The sequence below is a fragment of the Geomicrobium sp. JCM 19055 genome (assembly GCF_000698185.1).
Lineage (GTDB): Bacteria > Bacillota > Bacilli > Bacillales > Marinococcaceae > Geomicrobium_A > Geomicrobium_A sediminis.
In genome coordinates this window covers 42,355-65,572 of sequence record NZ_BAXL01000005.1, presented here as the reverse complement: position 1 = coordinate 65,572, position 23,218 = coordinate 42,355, and the positions used below count along the sequence as shown (strand labels likewise).

Here is a 23,218-nt window from a genome sequence, read left to right as displayed (position 1 = left end):
TGTCTGGTTCTCTTGGTTTAAAGAAGACAATTTCGCGCGTGGAATTGTAAAATGGCATAAGGCCTAATAATAATCTCATTTTTTTACAATAAAAAGAATTTCTTCCTAAATGTTTAAGAATATACAACGAGGGAAGTAGTCCTTTGTATTACTTAACAGCACAGGAGGATTTACATCATGAAAAAAATTCGGAATGGCAGCATTAACAGCAGTAGTTGCAACAGGTCTCGTAGCATGTGGAGATGCAACAGATGATGAAGGACAAGATACAGTAGAAGTACCTGCAGAAGACGAAATGGATGACGATCTAGATACAGATGAAGATGATACAGATATGGATGATGACACAACGGAAGACACAGATTCACAAGAAGCTGCTGCTGAAGACTGGTTCGAAGAGCTTAACTTTGAGCAATTCCAATTAGACGCTGAATACGGTGAACAAACATTCATGGTTGACTATGACTACAATGATGGTGAGCCACAAGCAACAATTGAAGATAACCGCGATCAAGAAGCTGGAGAGATTCAAGGTGAGGAAGCACTTGATGAACTCGCAACAATTCTTCCAGAAATGAACATTGATGACCAAGCTACCGAAGAAGAATTGATTGAAGAAGCGATTATGGCCTTCGAACTTGACGAAGATTATGATGAGATCGAAGTAGAAGTTGAATTCTTTAATGACGCTGACATCGATGCAGATGATGAAGACGAAGACGAGAATAACCTATAAGTAAGCGCATAGTGTTGACTGTCTGTTCCTTTGGAACGGGCGGTTTTTTTTGTGTAAAAAAAAAGTTTTTTTGTAAAAAAAACGAACAAAATGCCGATGCTAAACGTAGTAGTTATGAACAGCTCGAGAGGAGAGGTGAAAATGAATGATCTGAAAAAGGCGAAGAAGGGCGATGAAGCAGCTCTTGCGCGCGTGCTCCTTCATGAATACGACTTCGTTTTTCATTATTTACTCAAGCTCACCCTCCATCCGTCGATGGCGGAAGACTTGACTCAAGATACAATGGTAAAAGCCATCGAACGGTTTGCTCAATACAATGCCAAAAAGGCAAAGCTGTCTACGTGGCTCATTCAAATTGGAACTAATCTTTGGCGTGATGAATTACGAAAAGAGAAAAGGAAGCAACATCACCAAAGTCTCCAGCAACTTGAATGGGAAATGCGACAAGAACCAACAACAGAGTGGATTGCTGTCATAGCGGAACTAGAGAAACTAAAACCCGAAGAACGCATTCCCGTTATTCTAAAACATTATTATGGCTATGGATATAACGAGATCGCATCCATTACGGGTGCACCTTCAGGAACGGTGAAATCAAGACTGCATAGCGGAATGAACCGATTAAGAAAGGAGCTCACACATGAATGAACAGCGATTTAAACATGACTTAACGAAATTAGAACAACTCGAACCTAAGAACAAGCCATCACAAATTGAAATGATGCTTACGATTCTAGCAACGAGAAAAAGACAGCGAAACGAACTAATCTTCTTTTTCGTTGTTGCATTCATCGTTGTGGCGAGCACCGTCCTTCTTATGGTAAAAGCTCCGGTCTGGTTTATTCTGCTTCAAGCAGTTGTGATGGTACTGGCTTTGGTTGGCTTCCTTTCAAGAAGGAAGGTGTACAGTCGTGCACTATAACTTAAATGAGTTGCCGTATTGGCTGTTGATCCTTATCTTTGTGCTGTTGTTTGCACAAGCTACCTTTTTATTTATTCATGCAAGACGAAACGGACGATTGTATTGGTTCTGGGGGATTTGGGGAATGATTAGCGCCCCAATGCCTATTATCGTTTACCTTATCTATATAAAAGTATTTATCCCTTACCGACAGAGGAGGAATAGCAATGCCTGATTTATTTATGCTCATTTTACCGTTAATTGTTATTGAATTTATATTAAAGATCATTGCGTTTATTGATTTGTATCGCCGTGAATCAACATCATTACCGAAGTGGCTGTGGGCGCTAATTATCCTTTTTGTGAATACGATTGGTCCGATCCTTTACTTCATATTAGGAAAGCAACGGAGGCAAGTCACATGATTGCTATGAATCAGATTAGTAAACGTATCGGGAATAAGAGCATTGTTCAAGATGTGAGTTTCTCTTTAAAAACTAACCAAATAACAGCATTGCTCGGAAAAAACGGTGCAGGCAAGACGACGATCTTGCACCTGCTTGCAGGCATTATGAGTCCGAGTGACGGAAAGATTACAGGGCGAGAGCGTACAAAGATCGGATTCTTGCCCCAATATCCCGTTTTCCCAGATTGGATGACAGCTTTAGAATACGTTGTGTATAGCGTGCAACTCTCGGGGCTGTCCAAGCAACAAGCAGTGGAGGAGAGCCATAAATTTTTAGAAATTGTAGGGTTAGAAAAAGCAAAAGATCAAATGATTTCTAAATTTTCAGGTGGAATGAAGCAGCGGCTAGGCTTAGCTCAGGCAGTCGTCCATGAGCCACAAGTATTGTTGCTCGACGAGCCAATGAGTGCGCTAGATCCAGAGGGAAGAAGCGATGTTCAAACGTTATTGCAACAGTTCAAAGAAACGATGACAATTCTTTATTCAACCCACATTTTACACGATGCAGAACAGCTAGCTGAAGACGTACTAATGTTGCAAGATGGCAACGTTATTGCGCATCAACCGTTGCAGGAACTTCTCGATAATCTCCCTACGAAAGGGGTCGTTATCGAAACGAACAAGTCCCTTGAGACGTGGGCGCAGTATTTTCATCAACAATTTCCGAGCGCAACGATTGAAGCAGACGCAATATTGCCAGAGTGGAAGGGAAGGATGCAGAACGTAACGTTGTCCAAAGTCTACTCGATCACCAACTTGAACTCGTTCGTTTTCAAAAAGACCGACCAACCTTGGACTCCTATTTTAAGGAGGTTTCAAGCCAATGAAACTCGTTATGATTATTAAAAAAAGAATGCTTAGAGACGTTCAGAAGTTATCGTTGGCTTTGGTTACCTGTTTTCTTTCTCCTTCTAGGATTGATGCAACCGCTAACGTCGTATTTTCTCTCGGACATTCTTGAGCAATTTGGGGGCTTGCCAGAAGGGGCGGTTGTAGAAATCCCTGCACCATCGTCTGAAGAAGTGTATGGAGCAACGCTTGGACAGTTCACGCAATTAGGAACAATCGTGCTCGTACTCGCCTTTATGGGAAGTATTAGCGAAGAACGACGTAGTGGCGAAGTAAAGATGTTGTTACTACGACCAGTTAGTTATGCATCATACTGGTTTGGGAAATTTATCGTAAGCTCAACTGTTATGACAGTCAGTTTTATACTTGGAATTGGAATCGCACTCTTTTACATTCAACTGTTGTTTGAACCGATTCTTATGTCTGAGTTGTTTGGCTCGCTTGCCATGTATTGGCTCTGGTTGTTGTTCATCATTGCCGTAACGACAACCTTTAGCACACTTATCAAACGACAAACCGTCGTCGCCGTTTGTTCACTGATTTTCGTCTTTGGTTTGCAAATGTTTGCTTCTTTATTTACATCATTGGCATCCTGGACCCCGGGTGCATTGCCGAATCTTGCAGTTGCAATGACAACAGAAGAAATCGTACTCCCGATTGCAAGTACAATCTTGAGCATCGCCCTCATCGCATGGATGAGCATACTTTATATGAAAAAGACAGATTGGCTTTACTAGTAAAAGAGACTTGTCCATAGGGGCAGGTCTTTTTGCTAAAAGTGAGGAGAGCGAATAAGTTGGGAATGGGTGTATCGAAGGCGTGATGGCATGTGAAGCTCTACATCTAAGTCGAGTCGTGGATATTTGATCTTTCATATATTCACTTCTTAAACAAATGTCGTTGTAGCATTCCTGATTAATCAACTATTTATCCAAATGCAAATAAAACCTTGCTTTAATAAAAATCAGAAATCATTGACAAACTAAAATGAATTTAATATCATCATGTTAGTAAGTACTTACATTCGATTTAGTGAAAGGATATAGGTTATGGATTTAAGCAAATTAGGGAGCGGAGACCGACTTTTGTTGGCGGCGATTGATTTAATTTCTGAGAGAGGCTACAACGGCGTAACAACACAAGAAATTGCTTCCAAAGCGAAGGTAAGTGAAATTACGTTGTTTCGTCATTTTGGCAATAAACAAAACTTGCTTGAAACCGCCCTTGATCGTCATCATTATGCACAAGAAATGAAAAAGTTGTTCGATGAGAGGCTAGTTTGGAATCTAGAAGAAGACTTAATGATGGTTTCTAAGACATATCATGAGATTATGAATCGAAATCGAAAGTTGATTCAGATTAGCACGAAAGACGAGTTTCAATTACCTGGATTTAAAGAAAGAATTCAACAACATCCTTTGCAACTATTAGAATTTTTAGCGAACTATTTGAAAATGATGGAGGACAAAGGGAAGGTTATTAAGACTGATTATAAGATGGCAGCCTTTACATTTATGATGGCTCAATACGGTGCATTTGTTAACGATCTAGACACGAAGATAAATTATCCAGATATTTCATTGGATTCATTTATACGTGAGAGTGTCAAAGTATTTGCTAAGGGATTAACACCTTAGCAATTCTTTTTATACTGCATGTTAGTAAGTACTAACATGCAGTGGTGGTGTTTACCATTGTGTAAGTTTAAAAAATAAATTGGGAGGTTTCTTAATGACCTTATTAAACGAAACGTATGAAATTGCGATCATTGGTGGGGGACTTACAGGATTAACGGCTGCTGTTTACTTGGCAAAAGCAGGTAAACATGTCGTGCTTTTTGAAAAAGAAAGTCGGTTAGGAGGACTTGCTCAAACGACAATAGTTAATGGATCAGCATTTAATCTTGGACCCCATGCCCTGTATGAAGGTGGTGCAGCACTTGAAATTTTGGATGAACTTGGTGTATGCCTAAAGGTGCTCATGCCTATAAAGGGAATATGAGTGGAATTCAAAAGGGAGTGATTGTAAACATTCCTACAGAATTATCGTCGGAAGAAAAATTGGAATGGAGTTCGCTTATGAGTGGATTGAGTCGAGTAAACACAGAATCCATTCATTCAGTAAGTCTGCAAGAATGGTCAGAAAAGAACATACAGAATGAAAGAGTTCGTCTACTTTTTCATGGTATGTGTCGACAATGGTCGTATTGTCATGACATGCGTATCGTGAGTGCTGGATATGTAATTAAGCAAGGGAAGCTTGCGGGTAATGGTGTTCGTTACATCGAAGGAGGATGGCAAACAATCGTTGATGACTTACGTATTGAGGCGATAAAGCACGGAGCTCATATCGTAACGAACCGCCCCGTAGAGCAGGTCATATTAAGAGACGGTCAAGTGCGAGCAATTAAACTAGCTAACCTTAAAGAAGTTAAGATTTCCGCTGTTATATCGGCTATAGGAATTGATGACACATATAAGCTCATTGAAGGAGCCGAGCACATTTCACTTGGTAAGTGGAAAGCACAATCATATCCTCTTTATGCAGCTTGCTTAGACGTTGCGTTAAAACAAATACCTTTCCCGGAACGTGTGTTTGCAATTGGCTTAGATGAACCATATTATTTCTCTAGGCATTCAGGTCCGGTCAAACTTAGTAATAATGGTGCATTTGTCTTTCATGTAATGAGGTACAACGATAATCAAAACGATAGAGACGCAAGCCAAGATGAGGAAGAGTTACAAAAACTTTTAGATCTATTAGAACCAGGTTGGCGAAACAATGTCTCTGCGATTCGCTTTTCTCCTAATGTTCTAGTCGCCCACGATGCACGGACAATTGCTCAAGGAGGAAAAGGAATAACAGATAGCCCAGTTGTCCCAGAAATTGATGGCTTATTTGTTGCAGGGGATTGGGTGGGTCAAGAAGGAAGATTGGCAGATGCAGCAATGATAAGTGCTAAGATGGCTGCACTAAGATTAATAAAAACGTAAATATGCGGGGGCGTACAAAAAGCTGTCGTTCAAGCAGATGTATTATATAAAGGGAAAAACTAATAGTGTAATATGCCTCTCTTGCATCGTGTCGCAAACTAAATACATGAGAAAGAAGTACTTTGCCCTTGCTAGTAAATTTGCTCGTAATCGTTTTGCTTACTGCGATTAGCATATGGTAAATGCCAAAAACCGATTTGGTTAAGATCATGACCGACCACGAGCATGATAAGGTGGTCGGTTTTTTTAAGCGGAAGCTCATGGTGCAAAGAGTTAGCTGTTGTATCGTGTAACTACCACATCCCAACAGTAACTTAATCGACCTATCCATATACAAGAGAAGACCGATGGTCTTCTCTTCGAACTTCGTTTACATAAAAAAACACTGCATAAAGGGTACTGAGCAACAATCCTAAGATGACGGGAAAGAAACAAACACGTACGAGAGTTTGAACATCGACACGTGCCACCCCGGCTACAGCAACGAGGGAAGACCAGGCAATGAGTGTACCGCCACCGACCCATATGGCTCCCATTTGTCCGATTGCTGCAAGGGTTGCAGCGTCGACGCCAGTGACGGTGCCAAGTGCACCTGATAAGGCACCGGTGAGTGGTAAACCAGAGAATCCTGAACCATCTAGACCCGTGATCATTCCGATGAGTAAGATTCCAAAGGCGGCAAAGATGCCATGTTCTGGGATGAACTGTTGACCTGATTGAACGAGATCGAACAGGAATGCGGGAGCAGTCTCTGTTTGTAAAATGCTTCCGCTAAATTCGTCACTCCCGAGGAAAAAGAAGCCGGCAATCGGAATGACTGGTCCCATAGCTTTAAAAGCGAATAGGAATCCATCGACCATACAGTCACTAACGTTGTCGAACACTTGCTTCGGTTTGTAAAACACGCTGGCAAGAATGAGTAGGATGAGGGCGGCACCTCCAATTAATGCAGCACCTGAACCTCCTTCTAAGCTAATGTCTGTAAAGAATGTCGTATAAAGCATATAGAGAATGACGATGAGGAATGTGACGGGAACGACAATTGCAAATAGTTTTCCTTTCCAACCGATGGATTCACGATGTTCGATTCGTTTTTCACCCATCCACTTATTTAAGTGAGTAGCACTCGGTTTTTGAATCGATTTCCGAAGCATAAGATAGGCGACTCCGATGGCGACGACACCTGTAATTATGGATAAAACAAAGGCACGATCAGCGACAGCTTGAATGTCTACACCAGCAGCGGTTGCACTGAGCATCGGTGCAATTTGGATAATATAGTCACTCGATAACGCCATTCCTTGACCGGCGATGGCAATCGCAGCAGCCCCTGCAATAGGTGGTAATCCTGCTCGAATGGCAACAGGTAATAAGAGTGCACCTACGAGTGGGACGGCTGGCGTTGGCCAGAAAAACAACGAAATACAGTACGTGACAATGATGATGACATAGTAAGAAATGTGACCATTTGTCATGATTTTCCCAAACGGTTTGATCATTTGTTCATTGGCACCAACGACCTCGAGCCCTTGTAGTAAGGCGGTCATAATGGCGATAATTAAAAAGATGCTAAACAGCTCACCGGCGGCGACGAGACTGGCAGTGAAAATCGTCTGCAGTCCCATTGTTACAGAACCTGTAAAAACGAGACCGATGATAAAGGTCATCACAATGGCAGGAACGACGACGTTTCTTCGAAGAAGCATCGTTAGAATGATGAGTAAAATCCCTGCAAAGTAGATCCAATGAGACGCTACGATATCCATATTGAGCCTTCCTTCATTAAAAGAATACGATATTGTACGTCAACATAGGCGGAGTGTGTGTGATGCTACAAAAGTTTTGTTTTGACAAATAATACGAAAACTTCCAAAATTAAGGGAGGGGTACGCTGAGAATTTCTATGAGAGATGTCCTTCCGAAGATTGTTACATTGTTGTCACGCTCTTTTATAATGGAAAGTATGAAACTATGGTAAACTAAAGGAAACTAATCGTAGACAACATTTAGAATCTACATCAATATTACAAAGCAGGTGATTGTTATCCACCCCCATCATTCATTGTGGAACAAAAGAGAGAAAAGAAATCAGATTAGTGTCGTGCGTGGAGAACTTGCACCATCGAAAGTCATAACAAATGCGACATTTCTAAATAGTGGGCGCAAAGCTTGGACAAAAGGGAACATTTGGATTTATGGAGATCGAATTGTCTATGTCGGGAAAGCGCTTCCATCTAGTGACGAGAATACGGAATGGATTGACGCGAGTGAACGGTACATCGTACCAGGTTACATTGAGCACCATGCTCACCCATTTATTGCTTATAACCCATCCACTTTTGCGGATTATGCTTTAGAAAGAGGGACGAGCACAGTCTTTAATGACAACTTAATCGTGATGATGAATGTTGATAAAAAGAAAGCGCTTACTTTGATTTCGGAAATGAACGAAGGGCCGTCTTCCCTTTATTGGTCTTGCCGAATTGATCCGCAAACGGAAACGAAAGATGAGCATCAAGTGTTCACACCACAAGCGTTAGAAGATTGGCTGAATCATCCTCTTGTTGTGCAAGGTGGAGAGTTGACGGGGTGGCCGAAGGTCATTTCTGGAGATGACACGCTACTGCACTGGATGGAGGAAGTGTTAAAACGCAACAAACGAATTGAAGGTCACTTGCCTGGAGCTTCAGAGCGAACACTCGCTCAGCTTGCAATTTTAGGGGTTACGAGTGATCACGAAGCAATCTCAAGTGAAGAGATATTAAAGCGTTTAGATGCAGGCTATACGACAACGTTACGTCATTCTTCGTTACGACCAGATTTGCCAATGCTTATCAGTGAAATTGTTGAGGAAGGTGTGACGAATTTTAACCGTTTCTTGCTTACAACGGACGGGAGTACACCGCGTTTTCATGAGCCTGGCGTGATGGACCAGTTGCTTCGTATTTGTATTGAGGCTGGTGTCGATCCAATTGCAGCTTATGAAATGAGTTCTTATAACGTAGCGAGACACTATGGAATTGATGCGCATCACGGTATGATTGCACCGGGTCGACTTGCGCATTTGAATTTCTTAGAAGCTGTCGATACGCCTGAGCCTGTATCGGTTATTGCGAAAGGGGAATGGATCGTACGTGAAGGTGAGCGCGTTTATGAAGCGAAGCCGTTTCCGTGGGAGAACTATACCGAGAAATGGCAGCCGGTATCTTGGGATTTAAGTGATGATGATTTGCACTTCTCGATGCCAATGGGAATTCACCTCGTGAGCTCTGTCCTGCTCAAACCGTACCATATTGAAGTTGACGGAGCCGTTGACTATTTAAATGCGTCCCATGATGAGAGTTTCTTTGCGATGTTTGATAAAGAAGGCAAATGGCGTATGAATACAATCATTAAAGGGTTCTCATCAAACATCGATGGATTGGCGACGTCGTTTTCAATTACAGGCGATGTTACATTAATCGGTAAAAAGAAATCAGCCATGAAGAAAGCCTTTGCAGTGCTAAAAGAACAAGGTGGCGGTATTGTCATCGTTCAAGATGATGAAGTTCAATTTCAGTGGGCGTTTCCACATTTTGGTGTGATGAGCGATAAACCGATGGAAGAAGTTATTGAAGAGCACAAGCAGTTTGAAAGTGTTTTAAAAGAGGCGGGGTATCCGTTTGAGGATCCGCTATATAGCATTTTCTTTTTCTCATCGACACATCTTCCGTATGTAAGGATGACTTCCAAAGGAATTTATGATGTTCATAAGAAAAGCGTGCTATTTCCAACGATAATGCGTTAAAATGGTAAAGGAATAGAGACATTAATTCTGATGCAAAGGGGATGGGAGAAGATTGCTGTTAGACAAGTAGCCACGATGGGGTTGCTAATGGTCTCTATGCTCACCGCCTGTACTGTAGGGCTTGGTGAAGATGAGCCTAGAGACGACACCAATGAGCTAGACCCTAAAGATATGCATCAAGACGAACAACAAGATGTAGATGTTCCAAGCGAGGAATCTGAGTCAACAGAAGAAGCGAACTTAGAGCCATCCACTGCACGTCCAGTTGCAGTCGTTGTAAGTAACGATCGGGCAGCACTACCCTTAGTCGGGTTACAAGAGGCTGATGTCGTTTATGAAGTATTGTCAGAGGCGTCTATTACACGGTTTGTTGCCGTGTATCAAAGTGAATATCCTGAGCGAATTGGTCCGATTCGTAGTGCCCGTGAAGCATTTATTGATGTCGCTCTCGGGTATGATCCATTGTTTATCGCACACGGATTTAGTCCAGGTGCTGAGGCAAGGTTGTATAGTGAAGAGATTGACCAATTGAATGGAATGGATTATGATGGGACGTTGTTTGCTCGTGATAGTGAGCGGGCTGCGCCACATAATTCCTTCGTTCGGGTAGATGAACTGTTAGCAACAGCGAGTGATCATGGAATGAATACTGAAATGACAGTCGATGTTCCATTTTCATTTACAGAAGATGACTTCCAAGGGGAAGTTGCCGAGCAGATTGTCGTTTCGTATCAAGATGCTAATTATGCGGAATATCGATTTAATGAGAACGAAGATGTGTACGTGCGTTATAATAATGGCGAACCTCTCGTTGACGGTGATACGCTGGACGCTTATGAAGTAGATAATTTGTTCATTGTTGAAGCACCTCATGCAGTCATTGACGATGCAGGTCGCCGCCACATTGATTTTCTTAATGGTGGAGATGGACTACTCATTCGAAATGGTAAAGCTCAAGAGATCCAATGGAAAAATGAGAACAACCAAATCGTTCCGGTAGACGAATCATTAGCATTAGGAAACACATGGGTCAATATCGTACCTTCATTGCAATCAGTAACAATATATAGTGATTTAGAAAGTGAGTGATTATATGCAGATCGATAAATTACGAGGTAAAGAACTAGATCAATTATTCCAAGCGGTGTTGTCACTCAAAGATCTAGAGGAATGTTATCAGTTTTTTTGATGACCTTTGTACAGTAAATGAAGTGCAGTCGCTTGCACAGCGATTAGAAGTCGCTCGTATGTTGCAATCAGGCAATACGTATCATAAGATCGAAGTTGAAACAGGAGCAAGTACTGCGACAATTAGTCGTGTGAAACGTTGCTTGAACTATGGAACGATAGTTATCAAATGACGTTAAATCGTGTTCATGGTACTGAAGTATAATCAATCAAACGATCAAACTTGAGCTTTTATTCTTATTGAATAAAAGCTCAAGTTTTTATTTTCAAAAAATTATTGACGATTAACTGTATCAAGGGTATAGTACAGATAGATTAAGTGTATGAGTCGATTAATACATACAGGTTAGTGAGCATTGATAGTATAAAAGGAGACACTCTAATGAACATTTCGTTTAATACGAGAGATCCGGTATATTTGCAAGTCATTCGGCATGTGAAGTTGCTGATCGCACGTGGGAGATTGAGGGTGGAGATACGATCCCATCACGTAGGAACTAGCGACATCATTGAAGATTAATCCAAATACAGTTCAACGGGCGTATAAAGAAATGGAGGAAGCACAATTGATTCATACGGAACGGAACAAACCGAGTACAATTACGTCGGATCAAGCGATATTATCGAATGTTCGACGTGAATTGTTACGAGAATCAGTTCATCAATTTTTAGAAGAAATTGCTCCACTTCAACTTTCAATGGAAGAGCTAATGAGTCTCGTTGAAGAAGAATACTCGTCGGTACGAGGGGAGAATGAAGATGATTGAGCTGAAGAACGTATCGAAGCGGTACGGTCGAAAACGTGTCATGAATGACATCTCGTTTACAGTTGATGCGGGTGAAATCACTTGTTTAATTGGGTTGAACGGTGCCGGTAAAACGACGTTATTAAAAGCGATTATGAATCTAACACCATCTCAAGGAAGAATTACAGTAGATGGTAAGAAGGTGACGTCAAAAACATATCAAGATATGGTGTTCGTACCCGACGTACTTCCGATGCCAAGGAATATGTCGATTCAAGAGTGTTTGGATTTTATGAATCATTTTTATAGGAAGTGGGATGAAGGGGCTGCAAATGAACTCCTACAGTTCTTTCAGTTAAAGAAAGATGAACGCCTAAGAGGTTTGTCAAAAGGGTATTTAATGAGGGTGAATTTGTTACTTGGCATTGCTTCTGGTTGTAAATACTTACTTATGGATGAGCCCCTTTCTGGCATCGACATTCTAACGAGAGAACGCATTAGCGAGTTGTTAACGAGTGAATATGTGGACAAAAAGGCGATCTTATTTACGACACATGAAATTGCTGAAATTGAGACAATTATTGATCGTGCGGTATTTATGAAAGACGGCAGGGTCGTAAGCGATTATTACGTTGAATTGCTACGAGAACAAGAACAGAAGTCATTACTCGATAAAATGCGGGAGGTATATGTGTGAATTTTTTTGCAATTGTTATTTATTGAATTTAACCGCATGAAATGGTTTTTGCTCATGTTGGTCATCGTCGTCTTTGGGGTTCAGTTCTTCCTTTCAATGATTACACCGGGGCGGCTCGTTCGAGATATTCAATTGGATCGCATTTCTGCATACGAAACGTACAATTTTTCCATGGTACTTGCATCTGATTATTATTTATTTACCGTATTAATCCCAACGATTGTCATTTTTGTTTACGTTGCGATTATTTGGTACCGAGATTGGTTAGGTAAGGGGACGTATATGCAGCGGTTGCTTACGTTACCGATCAGACGGATGACCATCTTTTATGCGAAACTTACGACGATTGTTATGGTTGCGTTATTATTTATTGCATTGCATTCGTTATTGTTGCCACTTCAACAACTGACGTTTGCAGCAATGTTGCCTGACCAGTTTTATGCAGGGAATGCAAATGTAATTACACTGATCCAAATGTCTTTCTTAGAAGTGTTCTATTGGCATAACCTTATAGATGTTATTTACGTATTTTTAATTGGCATTACACTCATTAGTCTCATGTTTACAGGTGTTTTAATTGAGAGAGCGTATCGTTATGTTGGACTCGTAATGAATGCAAGTATAGTTATTGTCTTGTTTGTACTTTATATTCAGTTAATTGAAGCTTCGATGAGTTTTTATAGTCATGAAATGATGTGGATGATCAGTGGAATAATTGTTATTTTACTCACAGTTTCACTTGTTGTATCGAGCTTGTTATTGACGAAGCGGATGAGTGCTTAAGGGAGTGATAATCGTGAAGAAAACAATCCCAACGCTAATCATTATTGTTCTTATTGTCGTTGGTTTTAGTTCATATGCCATCCAAATGAGTACCGCTCTTTCTGAACGCCCGAACTTAGAGCTTGAGAATGAGGAAGGTGATCGTAATGTCTTAGAAGGTCTTGTCTTCACAGGATATGCAGGACACTTTGATGAAGAGGTCTCTTATGCGATCGATGGAGAGACGAATTATGAAAGTACAAGTTCATTGTTTAAGAATTTAGGAACAGCAGGAAATGTGCATCCGGAACTGGCAGAACGTCATCCAGCATTTGCCCGGAATTTGCACGGTCCGTATCATGAAGATGAGAATTTCATCGTCTCAGCAAGTTATCAAATTGTCAGTAATGATTTAATGGATTACCACATTACGCTCAAGTTTTTAGATAAACAGTCCGAAGAACAATGGGAGCTTGAAATTCCGTTCGAAGATGCATCTTGGGGATGGGTGGAGAGCATTTATTTAGATCAGACAGACGTTCATGTGATCGTTGCCAAAGAAGAATGGGAGGAGCATGATGAGACCGCTTCAAGAAGTGAACATCTCGTTATTGATGTGAAACAATCACAAGTTGTCGATCGTACGTCCTTTGAAGGTTTAATTCAACCATCTGCAACTGAATTAGAGCAACAAGTACTGATTCAATTGGAAGAAGAGTTAGTTGTGTATGATATGGTTAATCAAGAAGTTGTCCAATCGTTTGAATCTCCTGAAGGAGCGAATTCGTATACGTTTTACTCATATATGTTAAGCAATGAGCGTCTCTATTATTATGATCACGAGCGGGAGAGTTTAATGTATGATGACGATGGAGAATATAAACCGCTCGTAGACATGGATTCAATGAATAACAACTATTTATATCATCATTCGTTTGTTGGAGAGTATCTTTATTTGCTTTTCAACCATTATGAGACATTGAATGTTACACATTTGTATGTGATTGATCCTATAACAAACGAAGTGGTTTACTCAGGTGACATTACGACAGAAAAAGAACCACCGATTGAACTATACTTTTATGATATAAAAAAGCAGGAAATGTAATGAACGTCTTCTTAGTGCAAAAGCGCTGAGAAGGCTTTTTTCAAGTGATGGCTCGTGGACAAGAGACTACTGGGTGGCGTTCCCTGTAAGGCGTGCTGATGGAATTGTTGAGTCACATAAGCTTCTATTGTAAACTTATCATACGTCAAATGATAATAGGTGAAAGTATGTATATCGTAACATCAACTGTAACTGTGCCTCGTGAGAAGACTGAAGAGGTTATTGATATTTATAAACATCGCTCTAGAAAAGTCGATCAAGCAGCGGGCTTTCAATCGTTTCACCTGCTTCAAAATGACAAAAAACCAGAAGAACTAACCGTTCATTTAATTTGGGATTCTAAAGAAGATTATATTCGTTGGGTAAGTAGTGATGAATACAAAGAAATTCATGAGCTCGAGAAAAAATACCCTGATCAAGAGCTCGCTTCAATCTCAGCCAAGGTCGGCATGTTCTCAGTGGTAGCAACATGAATGAAGTGACGAAGAAGCGGGTTGCACTTGAGATCACGAAAGAAATATACCGCGACTTCCCTGATTTATGGGCGAAGTTTGGTGAGAACGGCCGTTTTCGTACAGAGGAAGATAACATGCATCATCTTAATCATTTAGAAACGACAATGAAAATGAATGATGAATCGTACTTTCTTGATTATACGGAGTGGTTAAACCGAGTGCTTACGAGTCGAAATGTAGGTACACACCTCATTATTGATAACTTTGAACGATTGATTCGACATTTGCGTCATTACGGATCGGAAGAAGAACAGAAGGCGTATACAGGTTATTTAAGAAGCGCCATTGAGCAACTACAAGATTAATTGCAAAAGAGGTGTTGACCAATTGCATGAGCATGTAGAGAAATTTACTGAATATGTATTAGCTGGCGATGACAATCAAGCTAGTCGTCTCGTTGACTCAGCGATGGCTCAATACACAAAAACCGAAGTGTTCGAGCAACTGATTACACCTGCAATGTATAGAGTTGGCACACTTTGGGAAGAGAACAAAATATCGGTAGCCGATGAGCACTTAGCGACGGCAGTTGTCGATATGATCATTACGTCTCTCGATCAAAAAGAACCTCAAGAAGAAGCACTCCCTGACACGGGTAAAGTTTTACTTGGTGGCGTTGAGGCCGAGGAACACTATTTAGGACTTAAGATGGTCAGTTCAAGGTTCAAAGACTATCGATGGAACGTTCGATATTTAGGACCGAACTTACCACTGAGCCACCTTCATACGATGGCACAAATGTGGAAACCAGATGTAATCGTACTCTCTGTTGCACTTGCGTACCGTCTGCCGTCAGTCATCGAATATGTTGATGCGTTCTCACAGTTTGAGCACGAACCAACAATCTTAATTGGAGGGCGAGTGGCTCCGAAACTTCAATCGACATTTGCAGAGTACAACAACGTATTCGTACTGGTTGGGTTAGATGATCTCGATCAATGGATTGAGACTGGGAAGGTAGGAAGCGTACATGCAGGAACCAAGTAACAGTCACCTTCCTCTTCCATCTTTTAAAATTGATAAGAATTACGATATTTTGGAGCGCTCTACAGAAGCTGTTAAACATTTCAAAGCAGAGCGTTCCTTTTTAACGATTGTTGATGAAGATAGCGTAAATAAAGTCAAGCATTGGTTGCAACCTGAACATGAACAGATGAGGATTGAGGTGAATGTGTTCACCGTCGATGGAGAACTCATTCTCGTTGATCTTTATGTTGGTTGGATTAGCGAATTGCATGCAGAAGTACTCGTCGTTAAAAAGGACGAAGCGTTCTCTAGAGTCATGAATCAACTCGCTCAATTGCGATCAAGGTTACAAGATACGAACATGCAGTTGATGGTCGAGAAAGAACGGTTAGAAGTGACGATGGAAGAGAACCGTCAGTTGTCTGCGCCATTTATCACGTTAAATGATGACGTAGCACTCGTTCCGATGTTTGGAGATCTTGACGATAAGAAGATTCGATCTGTAGAAGACAAATTGCTTAAGCAAATTTATGAAGATAGTGCAGATGATATTATTTTTGACTTTACGGCTGTGGGTAAGATTTCGGATTACGGAATGGTCGGTCTTAAAAATTTGCTCCAATCACTTTCCGTGATGGGAATGAATGTAACGATTGCAGGTGTTGATCGCTCAGTCGCAGCTTCTTTTCAACAATTTGAAGTTCAGAAATGGAATTTAGTGTTTCAACATTCGTTGGAGAGTGCATTAAAAAGCATGAAGGTCACGCAATAAATGCGGTGATTCATGCTTTTTTTAATTGCACTATAGTCGTGGTTTAGCGATAATGCATTTATGGGTATAAAGGATTATTAATGATTAGAAAATAAAGGAGATAAGAACTATTGAAAGCGAAGAAAAATAAGGTCATGCTCTTTTTTTACAGGTTTTTTTCATTGGTCTTCTATTACTTGTCATGGTTTTACATCGAGGAATTGGTTGGCTCGATCGTTACCTCATGTTAACGGGGAGAGTAGGTAATGGAGATTTCACGCTAGTCGTAACCTTTTTGCTAATCCTACCTGTTGTGTTTTTTATTGTCGCTGTATTGAATTATATTCGATCAAAAGAACATGACCTTATTGAATGGTTTGTTATGCTTTCTCTTACATTCGGAAGTATAGCGTTAATCGCTGTTGGCGATGGACTTGTTGAATATCATTTTTCGATTTTTATGGTGCTCGCAGCTCTTGCTTATTATGAGCATATGCGGTTGTTAATTGTGAGTACGGTGATCTTTGCATTGCAACATTTTGTCGGTTATTTTGCATTTCCAGAATTAATATGTGGAACTGGAGATTACCCATTTTCATTGCTGATGATTCACGCTGTATTTTTACTTGTAACTTCAGGTGTATTATTGACTCAAATTCGGGTACGTAGTCAGTTTATTGCAGATGTTCAAGAGACAGATGACCGCCAACAGAAGATGATCAAATCTCTCGTAGAACGCGTAGCAAGAACGTCAGAAGTTGTAACGTCGAATGTTGAGAAATTGGACAACGCTTCAAAGCGTTCAACAGAAACATCACTAAAAAATAAAGAGTCATTCTCACAAATGGAAGCGGGCGCTTCCATTCAAGTGGAGAATGCTGTGCTTAGCCAATCAGCATTAAAGAATGTGGAAGACCTCGTAAGTCAAATAGTACAAACGGCCAAAGAGTCAGAGTCGATTGCAAGAGATGCGAGTCACTCAGCGACTGCTGGCTCTACGTATATGAGCGATTCAATGATGCATATGGCTGGGATTGCGAATCATATGAATGACATGTATGAGCAAATGACGAGTCTGAACGAGAAAATGAAGGAAATTGGAAGGGTAACGGAGTTATTACGACGATTGGCGAACAGACAAACCTGTTATCACTTAATGCATCAATTGAAGCGGCGAGAGCGGGTAAAGAAGGTAAAGGCTTTTCGGTCGTTGCCAAAGAAATGCGTCGCTTGTCTGAACAATCAAATGAAAATGCGCAAATTATTGTGAAGATCATTTCCCAAATTCAAACGGAGACGGGCAAGTTAAATGAACGTATAACGAAAGCACAAAAAGATAGCACGTCTGGACTGAGCCAATCCGAACAAACGAAACAACGATTTGAAAGCATTGCGCTTAAAGCGGAAGAAGTGCATGAACGTTTGCTACAATCGTTGCATCATTCGAACACCATTCATATGGAAACCGAAAAAGCGTTAGAAAACGTCGAGAGTATGACGAGCGTGACAGAGCAGTATCGTCAAACGATTAATGAAAGTGCTGTCGTTTCAGAGAAAGAACGGAACGATCGCCTTGTAATGAATCAATCTATTCATGACTTAAAGCAACTGATCTTAAATCTTCATGATGACTTAGGGGAGTTACGTGCACAAGAGCTTTGAAGAAGGTGGGATTCAATTGTTTGAATCAATTCATCGTGCGATCCATAACAAAATCATCCTGGAGCGGTCGTTGCAGTCGAAAAGGGTAGTGATCGTACCATTGAAGTTTTTGGGAAGAAACACCCTCGTATTAATGACGAGCCGATGAGACAAGATACGCAATTTGACATTGCATCTTTAACGAAAGTTGTCGCAGGTTTGACGATTGTTTTTCATTTGATTGAACGTGGGCGATTGCAATTAGATCAGCCCGTTGCTGAGGTGTTACCGGATTGGACAGAACCCCGTGTTACAATCCGTCATTTGTTGCAACATACGTCAGGTCTAAAAGCGGATCATCCAACAAAGTATGAAGGCTTTAACCCTGAAGCGATCTATAGGGATCTGATGCAATCACCGTTACAATCGACGCCAGGGACAAAGAGGGTCTATTCAGATCTTGGCATGATGCTCTTGTATTACGTCTGTAGTAGTGTGATGGATATATCTTATGAAGACTATTTCATACACCATGTGGCAAGGCCACTTAGCTTAAAGGATACAACCTTTCTACCAAACCGATTGAAACCGATCGCGGCTACAGAATATGATTTGGTTCGTGGAGGTTACAAGCACGGGATTGTGCACGATGAGAAGGCAGAAAGAATGGGCGGTGTGAGTGCCCATGCAGGGTTGTTCTCGACAGCATCAGATTTACTAACGTTTTTATCGATGATCAAAAATGACGGAGCAAAGCGTTTTGAGGCTGCACTTGTACGAGAAGCAAAAGCTGGATTAGGTTTTGAAGCGTCAGGTACGACGTATCGGCATACTGGATTTACCGGGGTACACATGTGGGGTGATGATTCCCATGATCTTCGTGCAGTTCTGTTAACGAACCGTGTCCACTTTGGAAGACAAGTGTCTATTCAGTCGCTTAGGAAACAAGTTGACGATGCAATTAAACAAAAATGGGCATCTGCTACGAGCGATTCACCCAACCGAAACATAGATTATAAGTAATTGATGTTTTAGGAGGGTTCGCATGTTTCCAAGACGACCACCAAAATGGCACCATCCGTTTCCGTTACCTGGTCCAATGAAACCAGGTCAAGAAGTGATTATTCCTGAAGTGTTTACGGTCCAACATCAACACGTAAAAAATCACGTATTCAAGCACGTTCCTGTCTACCCAAAGACATATAGCGAAGAATACGATCAACAAGTCATTCATACGAATTGGCCTCCCCATCCTCAGCCCCATCCGCCTCACCCTCGGAGAAGGCCATTTTTCTAATGAAAAAAAACTGTCAATCCTTAGATTGACAGTTTTCTTTTTCAATGAATAGCAGATGTTTTGAAGAGTGTTCGCCGCCTATAAAGCTGTTAATGTATACTAGTAAAGACAAAAAAATTCTGTACGAATCACGTGAAGTTGGAGGTACTGGCATGATTGAACCATTTAAAGTAGAGGTTAGCCAACATCGGGGATCGTCGTATGAAGTTGGTATGCATTCAGGGCAACGAGTGAAAGGGAAGAAGATTGTTGTCGTTTATGAATCGATTACTCGTGAACAAATCGATATTGATGAAATGAAAGCATTGTATAAGACGTTTGCTCCTCATTTACTTGATGAGCTGGAAGGGTTAGCAGAAGCGCTACAATTCCCGTTAGCGAAGGCTGCCGCTTGTTTTAGCGGATATGATCTTCCGAAAGTTGAAGCAATGGGATGTTCAACGATGATGTCAGATTCGTATTATGTTCGTAACTATGATTTCTCTCCTGAATTGTATGATCATCGATTCGCATTGAGCGATCCGAAAGAAGGGTTCGCAACGGCAGGTTATCCATTGCAACTACTAGGAAGGCACGATGGGGTAAACGAGCATGGCCTTGTCGCTGGCTTTCATTTCGTAAGTAACGCTGATTACCAAACTGGAATCTCTGCGTGGATCGCAATTCGAATGGTACTGGATACGTGTAAATCCACAGAAGATGCCGTTCATTTATTGAAGGCGATTCCACATGCAGCTTGTTACAATTTCTCGATTGCAGATGCTTCTGGTAAGCAAGTAGCCGTTGAAGCAACACCAACGACCGTGAACGCACGGCATTCAACAAACGCATTAGCTTGTGTCAACCACTTTCAAACTGAACCACTTCAAACCGCCAATCGAACGAACATTGAAGGATCAAAAAGCGAAACGAATACATTAAGCAACTTATAGAGAACAAGGTATCGTTTACCGATGCATTTCGATTGTTTTCATTGAAAGATTCGCCTTTATTTTATACGGATTATGAAGAGTTATTTGGAACATTACATACATTTGCCTATGAGTTTACGACTTCGCGTGTTGTTACGTGTCCGGCTGGCAGAATCGATGTGTTGGACTTTATCTTTACTGACTGGGTCAAAGGTGAGAACTTACGTCTGGATCACGTATTAGGGGAGCGATAAGAATTGTGGATCAAATCCTCTCTTGATACAAGCATCTTGCGGTTTATGGACAGCGATTGCACGTTCGGAGACTGTTAAGACATCAAAACGAAGCTTAAAAAAACTCAAACGTAACCATGCCAGTTGTACAATTCAAGAGAATGTTTACAGTGTATCCACGACCGACAATGCCTTCAGCAGATTGGTCTAGCTCATCGAAATTAATCGGCTCACCTGTGAAGTTTTCGAAGGGCGGTTCATAACCACCCTTCGTTTCATCGAACGACCTGAGATCTAAAATTAAACCACTAATAAATAGTAAAATAGCGAATGCACCAATGGTGGCTAGTAGGTAAACACTTGATTTGCGTACGAGTTTAACGTAGTGGTTCATCGTTGTACCTCCGTTCGATTTGTTTAAGATCGTTTTTTGGATATTTGCTTCTTAAAGCGGTACCCGACACCCCAAACCGTTTCGATTTCATCAAAGTCACTATTATTAATCGAGAGCTTATCGCGAATTTTTTTTCACGTGCACGGTAATTGTCGCAGGGTCATTAATTGCATCCATTTTCCAGATTCGTTCGTAAAGATGTTCTTTAGAAAAAACTTGGCCAACGTTTACTGCAAGAAAGCTAAGTAAATCAAACTCTTTGGCACGGAGTGCAACTTCAGTGCCATCCACTTCGACCGTACGTGAACTATGATCGATAAAGAGCCTTCCAATGGTCGTTTGGTCGCTTGACGGTTCGTGCATGGACGTAAGTCGTTCGTATCTTGCGACATGTGCTTTTACTTTGGCGACCAATTGGTTAGGGTTAAACGGTTTAACGATATAGTCATCCGCTCCTAAGCCAAGACCCCGAATCACATCAATATCTTCAGATCGTGCGGTGACCATAAGAATGGGCACTTCTTTCACATTGCGAATCGACTTGCAGATTGAAAAACCATCGACCCCCGGTAACATAACGTCTAACACAATAAGGTCGTAGTCATTAGTTAAGGCAAGTTCCAGTCCGTCTGTTCCAGAGTGCTTCATCTCACTGTGAAGCCGTTAATTTCAAGGTAATCTTTTTGTAGTTCAGAGATGCTTTTGTCATCTTCAATAATTAGAATTCGCTTCATCCTCATTCTCCTCTGTCTCCATCTGTTGAGCGGTGGGTAATGTAAACGTAATGGTCGTTCCTTCGTTTAGGACACTGTGAACATGAACGCTTCCACCATGAGCATCAATGATTTGCTTTACAATCGCTAAGCCAATGCCACTTCCAATACGTTCAGAACTGTGAGAGGCTTCAGTACGATAAAAGCGATCAAATAAAAATGGAATTTCTCGTTTCTCGACTCCAGATCCGTTATCAGTCATTGCAATTGATACATACGAACCGTCTAACATGGCAGACAATTTGATTGTTTTATTCGCTTTATTCATGAACTTCACGCTATTGGATGTGATATTTGCGAACACTTTATAGAGTTGGTCACGATCAGCAACGACCATAATTGTCGGATCAATTGCCAGTTCTGTTGAAAACGCAATGTCATCATACTCTAACTCAAATGTTTCTTTTATATCATGTAGATAATGAGTAAGGTTCACGTTTTCAAATTGAAAAGGAATGCTGTTCATATCTAATTTTGAATAGAGGAACAGTTCATCGATTAATTTATCCATTTCTGATGATTTAGAATGAATGATTTGCATGTACTTCTCCAATTTATTCTGATCTTCTGCAACGCCATCGAGTATGCCTTGCACGTGACCTTGAATCGATGTAATTGGTGTTTTTAAATCATGAGAGATGTTGTTGATGAGCGCTTTTCGATTGGCTTCATAGCTTTCTTGGATTGCTTTAGACTGTTGCAATTGAGTTCTCATATTCTCAAATGCAGTCGCCAGTTCGCCAACTTCATCTTGACGGGTGATGGCCGTTTGCTGATTTAAATCCCCATGGGCAATCGCTTGAGCTGAAGTGTTTAGTTTTTTCAAAGGTTGAATAATATGCTTTGAAAAGACGTAAGTAATGATGGCGTTTGTTAGTAAATAAACAAAGATGAAACCCGCGATAACGAGAGGGACAACTTGCGTTAGAAAGGCGTCTACTGGTGATAGATCCAGTGTTATAAAAAGAGAACCGTGACGATCATCATCAAAATAAAAATCTGAACTTACGTAAGCCCAAGAATGATCACCATTACGCAAGTAACCTTGGTCATTTAGTGGACCATCACGGTTGGGTGATTGATGGGTGGGAAGTTGAGGTAAATTTGGTTGATCTTCGTTGGACGTCGTATGAATCAGTTGATCATCTCTTCGTACAACAATGTTGATTTGGCGATGGTTTAGCATACCTTCAAATTCGGTAATAACCGATTCATTTAATAAAGCATCAGGGTCTGTAGAAGCGATTTGTTGTAGGGAAGACACAGCGGCTAGCTCTTCATAGAAGAAATCCTCTACAGCGCCGTTCTCAATGCTATAGAACTGTTTCATGTCATCAATGTTTGTAAGAAATAATTGAAAAAGAAGATGAAGAAAGAGTATGAATAATCCGATCGGTACAATCGTCATGAGTACGTAAGATAAAAGTAGCTTAATGCGTATGGACATGTCGTGCTCTCCCTTCACTCTGCTTGCTTTTTCATTGTAATTCAATTGAAGCAAAAA

28 protein-coding genes and 4 pseudogenes are annotated in these 23,218 nt (G+C 41.0%); 28 read left to right on the top strand and 4 right to left on the bottom strand.

Annotation, left to right across the window (positions count from 1 at the left end):
• The first annotated feature begins 193 nt into the window (after positions 1-193).
• From JCM19055_RS05815 to JCM19055_RS05775, 10 genes and pseudogenes are all read left to right on the top strand, one after another.
• Positions 194-736 carry a YusW family protein gene (locus JCM19055_RS05815; RefSeq protein ID WP_042358957.1) on the top strand — a complete coding sequence of 181 codons (543 nt, stop codon included), beginning with the start codon at positions 194-196 and terminating at the stop codon, positions 734-736.
• A gap of 141 nt (positions 737-877) precedes the next feature.
• Complete coding sequence (locus JCM19055_RS05810; protein ID WP_042358956.1) at positions 878-1,384, top strand: sigma-70 family RNA polymerase sigma factor; 507 nt, start codon at positions 878-880, stop codon at positions 1,382-1,384.
• The gene (locus tag JCM19055_RS05805; protein WP_042358954.1) at positions 1,377-1,658 is read left to right on the top strand and encodes a DUF5345 family protein; all 282 of its coding nucleotides are present in this window, start codon (positions 1,377-1,379) and stop codon (positions 1,656-1,658) included. The genes JCM19055_RS05810 and JCM19055_RS05805 overlap by 8 nt, the downstream gene beginning before the upstream one ends.
• Positions 1,648-1,872 (top strand): hypothetical protein, encoded by a 225-nt coding sequence (locus tag JCM19055_RS05800; RefSeq protein WP_042358952.1) that lies wholly within the window; start codon positions 1,648-1,650, stop codon positions 1,870-1,872. Before JCM19055_RS05805 ends, JCM19055_RS05800 begins: the two co-directional genes overlap by 11 nt.
• Positions 1,865-2,062 (top strand): PLD nuclease N-terminal domain-containing protein, encoded by a 198-nt coding sequence (locus JCM19055_RS05795; RefSeq protein ID WP_042358951.1) that lies wholly within the window; start codon positions 1,865-1,867, stop codon positions 2,060-2,062. Before JCM19055_RS05800 ends, JCM19055_RS05795 begins: the two co-directional genes overlap by 8 nt.
• A complete protein-coding gene (locus JCM19055_RS05790) occupies positions 2,059-2,949 on the top strand; it encodes an ABC transporter ATP-binding protein (protein ID WP_052365988.1) in 891 nt (296 codons plus the stop codon). Before JCM19055_RS05795 ends, JCM19055_RS05790 begins: the two co-directional genes overlap by 4 nt.
• A gap of 56 nt (positions 2,950-3,005) precedes the next feature.
• Positions 3,006-3,689 (top strand): annotated as a pseudogene (locus JCM19055_RS05785) (ABC transporter permease); the annotation flags it as partial.
• A gap of 312 nt (positions 3,690-4,001) precedes the next feature.
• Positions 4,002-4,589 carry a TetR/AcrR family transcriptional regulator gene (locus tag JCM19055_RS05780; RefSeq protein WP_042358950.1) on the top strand — a complete coding sequence of 196 codons (588 nt, stop codon included), beginning with the start codon at positions 4,002-4,004 and terminating at the stop codon, positions 4,587-4,589.
• 94 nt (positions 4,590-4,683) lie between these two features.
• A complete protein-coding gene (locus tag JCM19055_RS28680) occupies positions 4,684-4,953 on the top strand; it encodes an FAD-dependent oxidoreductase (RefSeq protein WP_265181864.1) in 270 nt (89 codons plus the stop codon).
• On the top strand, positions 4,917-5,945 hold the full coding sequence (locus tag JCM19055_RS05775; protein WP_265181863.1) for an NAD(P)/FAD-dependent oxidoreductase: 1,029 nt from the start codon (positions 4,917-4,919) through the stop codon (positions 5,943-5,945). Before JCM19055_RS28680 ends, JCM19055_RS05775 begins: the two co-directional genes overlap by 37 nt.
• A 323-nt stretch (positions 5,946-6,268) precedes the next feature.
• On the opposite strand, the gene JCM19055_RS05770 is transcribed toward JCM19055_RS05775, so the two are convergent.
• Entirely contained in the window at positions 6,269-7,711 is a 1,443-nt protein-coding gene (locus tag JCM19055_RS05770; RefSeq protein ID WP_042358949.1) for a membrane protein, read from the bottom strand.
• Between the two features lie 296 nt (positions 7,712-8,007).
• Here JCM19055_RS05770 and JCM19055_RS05765 point away from each other — a divergent pair, with 296 nt between their 5' ends.
• The 18 genes and pseudogenes from JCM19055_RS05765 (at position 8,008) to JCM19055_RS28670 (ending at position 20,568) form a co-directional block, all read left to right on the top strand.
• Positions 8,008-9,732: an adenine deaminase C-terminal domain-containing protein gene (locus JCM19055_RS05765; RefSeq protein ID WP_265181862.1), complete on the top strand. Its 1,725-nt coding sequence runs from the start codon at positions 8,008-8,010 to the stop codon at positions 9,730-9,732.
• Positions 9,733-9,807: 75 nt separating this feature from the next.
• On the top strand, positions 9,808-10,821 hold the full coding sequence (locus JCM19055_RS05760) for a DUF3048 domain-containing protein (protein WP_052365986.1): 1,014 nt from the start codon (positions 9,808-9,810) through the stop codon (positions 10,819-10,821).
• A 4-nt stretch (positions 10,822-10,825) separates the two neighbouring features.
• Positions 10,826-11,125, top strand: a pseudogene (locus tag JCM19055_RS05755) (YerC/YecD family TrpR-related protein).
• Between the two features lie 177 nt (positions 11,126-11,302).
• Positions 11,303-11,687, top strand: a pseudogene (locus JCM19055_RS05750) (GntR family transcriptional regulator).
• Positions 11,680-12,363, top strand: a complete 684-nt coding sequence (locus tag JCM19055_RS05745) for an ABC transporter ATP-binding protein (RefSeq protein ID WP_042358948.1) — start codon at positions 11,680-11,682, stop codon at positions 12,361-12,363. The pseudogene JCM19055_RS05750 and the gene JCM19055_RS05745 overlap by 8 nt, the downstream one beginning before the upstream one ends.
• A 36-nt stretch (positions 12,364-12,399) precedes the next feature.
• A complete protein-coding gene (locus tag JCM19055_RS05740) occupies positions 12,400-13,146 on the top strand; it encodes a hypothetical protein (protein WP_265181861.1) in 747 nt (248 codons plus the stop codon).
• A 13-nt stretch (positions 13,147-13,159) separates the two neighbouring features.
• Positions 13,160-14,233, top strand: a complete 1,074-nt coding sequence (locus tag JCM19055_RS05735) for a hypothetical protein (RefSeq protein ID WP_042358944.1) — start codon at positions 13,160-13,162, stop codon at positions 14,231-14,233.
• A 167-nt stretch (positions 14,234-14,400) separates the two neighbouring features.
• Positions 14,401-14,706: an antibiotic biosynthesis monooxygenase gene (locus JCM19055_RS05730; RefSeq protein ID WP_042358943.1), complete on the top strand. Its 306-nt coding sequence runs from the start codon at positions 14,401-14,403 to the stop codon at positions 14,704-14,706.
• Positions 14,703-15,053: a hypothetical protein gene (locus tag JCM19055_RS05725; protein ID WP_042358942.1), complete on the top strand. Its 351-nt coding sequence runs from the start codon at positions 14,703-14,705 to the stop codon at positions 15,051-15,053. Before JCM19055_RS05730 ends, JCM19055_RS05725 begins: the two co-directional genes overlap by 4 nt.
• Positions 15,054-15,075: 22 nt before the next feature.
• Positions 15,076-15,735, top strand: a complete 660-nt coding sequence (locus JCM19055_RS05720; RefSeq protein WP_042358940.1) for a B12-binding domain-containing protein — start codon at positions 15,076-15,078, stop codon at positions 15,733-15,735.
• On the top strand, positions 15,719-16,486 hold the full coding sequence (locus tag JCM19055_RS05715) for an STAS domain-containing protein (protein ID WP_042358939.1): 768 nt from the start codon (positions 15,719-15,721) through the stop codon (positions 16,484-16,486). Before JCM19055_RS05720 ends, JCM19055_RS05715 begins: the two co-directional genes overlap by 17 nt.
• Before the next feature lie 181 nt (positions 16,487-16,667).
• Positions 16,668-17,735 carry a hypothetical protein gene (locus JCM19055_RS28675; RefSeq protein WP_042358938.1) on the top strand — a complete coding sequence of 356 codons (1,068 nt, stop codon included), beginning with the start codon at positions 16,668-16,670 and terminating at the stop codon, positions 17,733-17,735.
• On the top strand, positions 17,630-18,127 hold the full coding sequence (locus JCM19055_RS05705; RefSeq protein WP_265181889.1) for a methyl-accepting chemotaxis protein: 498 nt from the start codon (positions 17,630-17,632) through the stop codon (positions 18,125-18,127). The genes JCM19055_RS28675 and JCM19055_RS05705 overlap by 106 nt, the downstream gene beginning before the upstream one ends.
• Positions 18,111-18,275 (top strand): hypothetical protein, encoded by a 165-nt coding sequence (locus JCM19055_RS27140; protein ID WP_193745326.1) that lies wholly within the window; start codon positions 18,111-18,113, stop codon positions 18,273-18,275. Before JCM19055_RS05705 ends, JCM19055_RS27140 begins: the two co-directional genes overlap by 17 nt.
• Positions 18,227-19,129 (top strand): serine hydrolase, encoded by a 903-nt coding sequence (locus JCM19055_RS05700; RefSeq protein ID WP_081833475.1) that lies wholly within the window; start codon positions 18,227-18,229, stop codon positions 19,127-19,129. Before JCM19055_RS27140 ends, JCM19055_RS05700 begins: the two co-directional genes overlap by 49 nt.
• Positions 19,130-19,151: 22 nt before the next feature.
• On the top strand, positions 19,152-19,403 hold the full coding sequence (locus JCM19055_RS05695; RefSeq protein ID WP_042358934.1) for a hypothetical protein: 252 nt from the start codon (positions 19,152-19,154) through the stop codon (positions 19,401-19,403).
• Between the two features lie 152 nt (positions 19,404-19,555).
• Positions 19,556-20,335, top strand: a complete 780-nt coding sequence (locus tag JCM19055_RS05690) for a C45 family autoproteolytic acyltransferase/hydolase (RefSeq protein WP_265181860.1) — start codon at positions 19,556-19,558, stop codon at positions 20,333-20,335.
• A gap of 41 nt (positions 20,336-20,376) precedes the next feature.
• The gene (locus JCM19055_RS28670) at positions 20,377-20,568 is read left to right on the top strand and encodes a hypothetical protein (protein ID WP_265181859.1); all 192 of its coding nucleotides are present in this window, start codon (positions 20,377-20,379) and stop codon (positions 20,566-20,568) included.
• Positions 20,569-20,662: 94 nt separating this feature from the next.
• On the opposite strand, the gene JCM19055_RS05685 is transcribed toward JCM19055_RS28670, so the two are convergent.
• The 3 genes and pseudogenes from JCM19055_RS05685 to JCM19055_RS05675 all read right to left on the bottom strand — a co-directional run bounded on the left by JCM19055_RS05685 (position 20,663) and on the right by JCM19055_RS05675 (position 23,161).
• Positions 20,663-20,941 carry a hypothetical protein gene (locus JCM19055_RS05685; protein ID WP_042358933.1) on the bottom strand — a complete coding sequence of 93 codons (279 nt, stop codon included), beginning with the start codon at positions 20,939-20,941 and terminating at the stop codon, positions 20,663-20,665.
• 23 nt (positions 20,942-20,964) lie between these two features.
• Positions 20,965-21,675: pseudogene (locus JCM19055_RS05680) on the bottom strand (response regulator transcription factor).
• The gene (locus JCM19055_RS05675) at positions 21,653-23,161 is read right to left on the bottom strand and encodes a HAMP domain-containing sensor histidine kinase (protein ID WP_042358932.1); all 1,509 of its coding nucleotides are present in this window, start codon (positions 23,159-23,161) and stop codon (positions 21,653-21,655) included. The pseudogene JCM19055_RS05680 and the gene JCM19055_RS05675 overlap by 23 nt, the downstream one beginning before the upstream one ends.
• Positions 23,162-23,218: the final 57 nt, after the last annotated feature.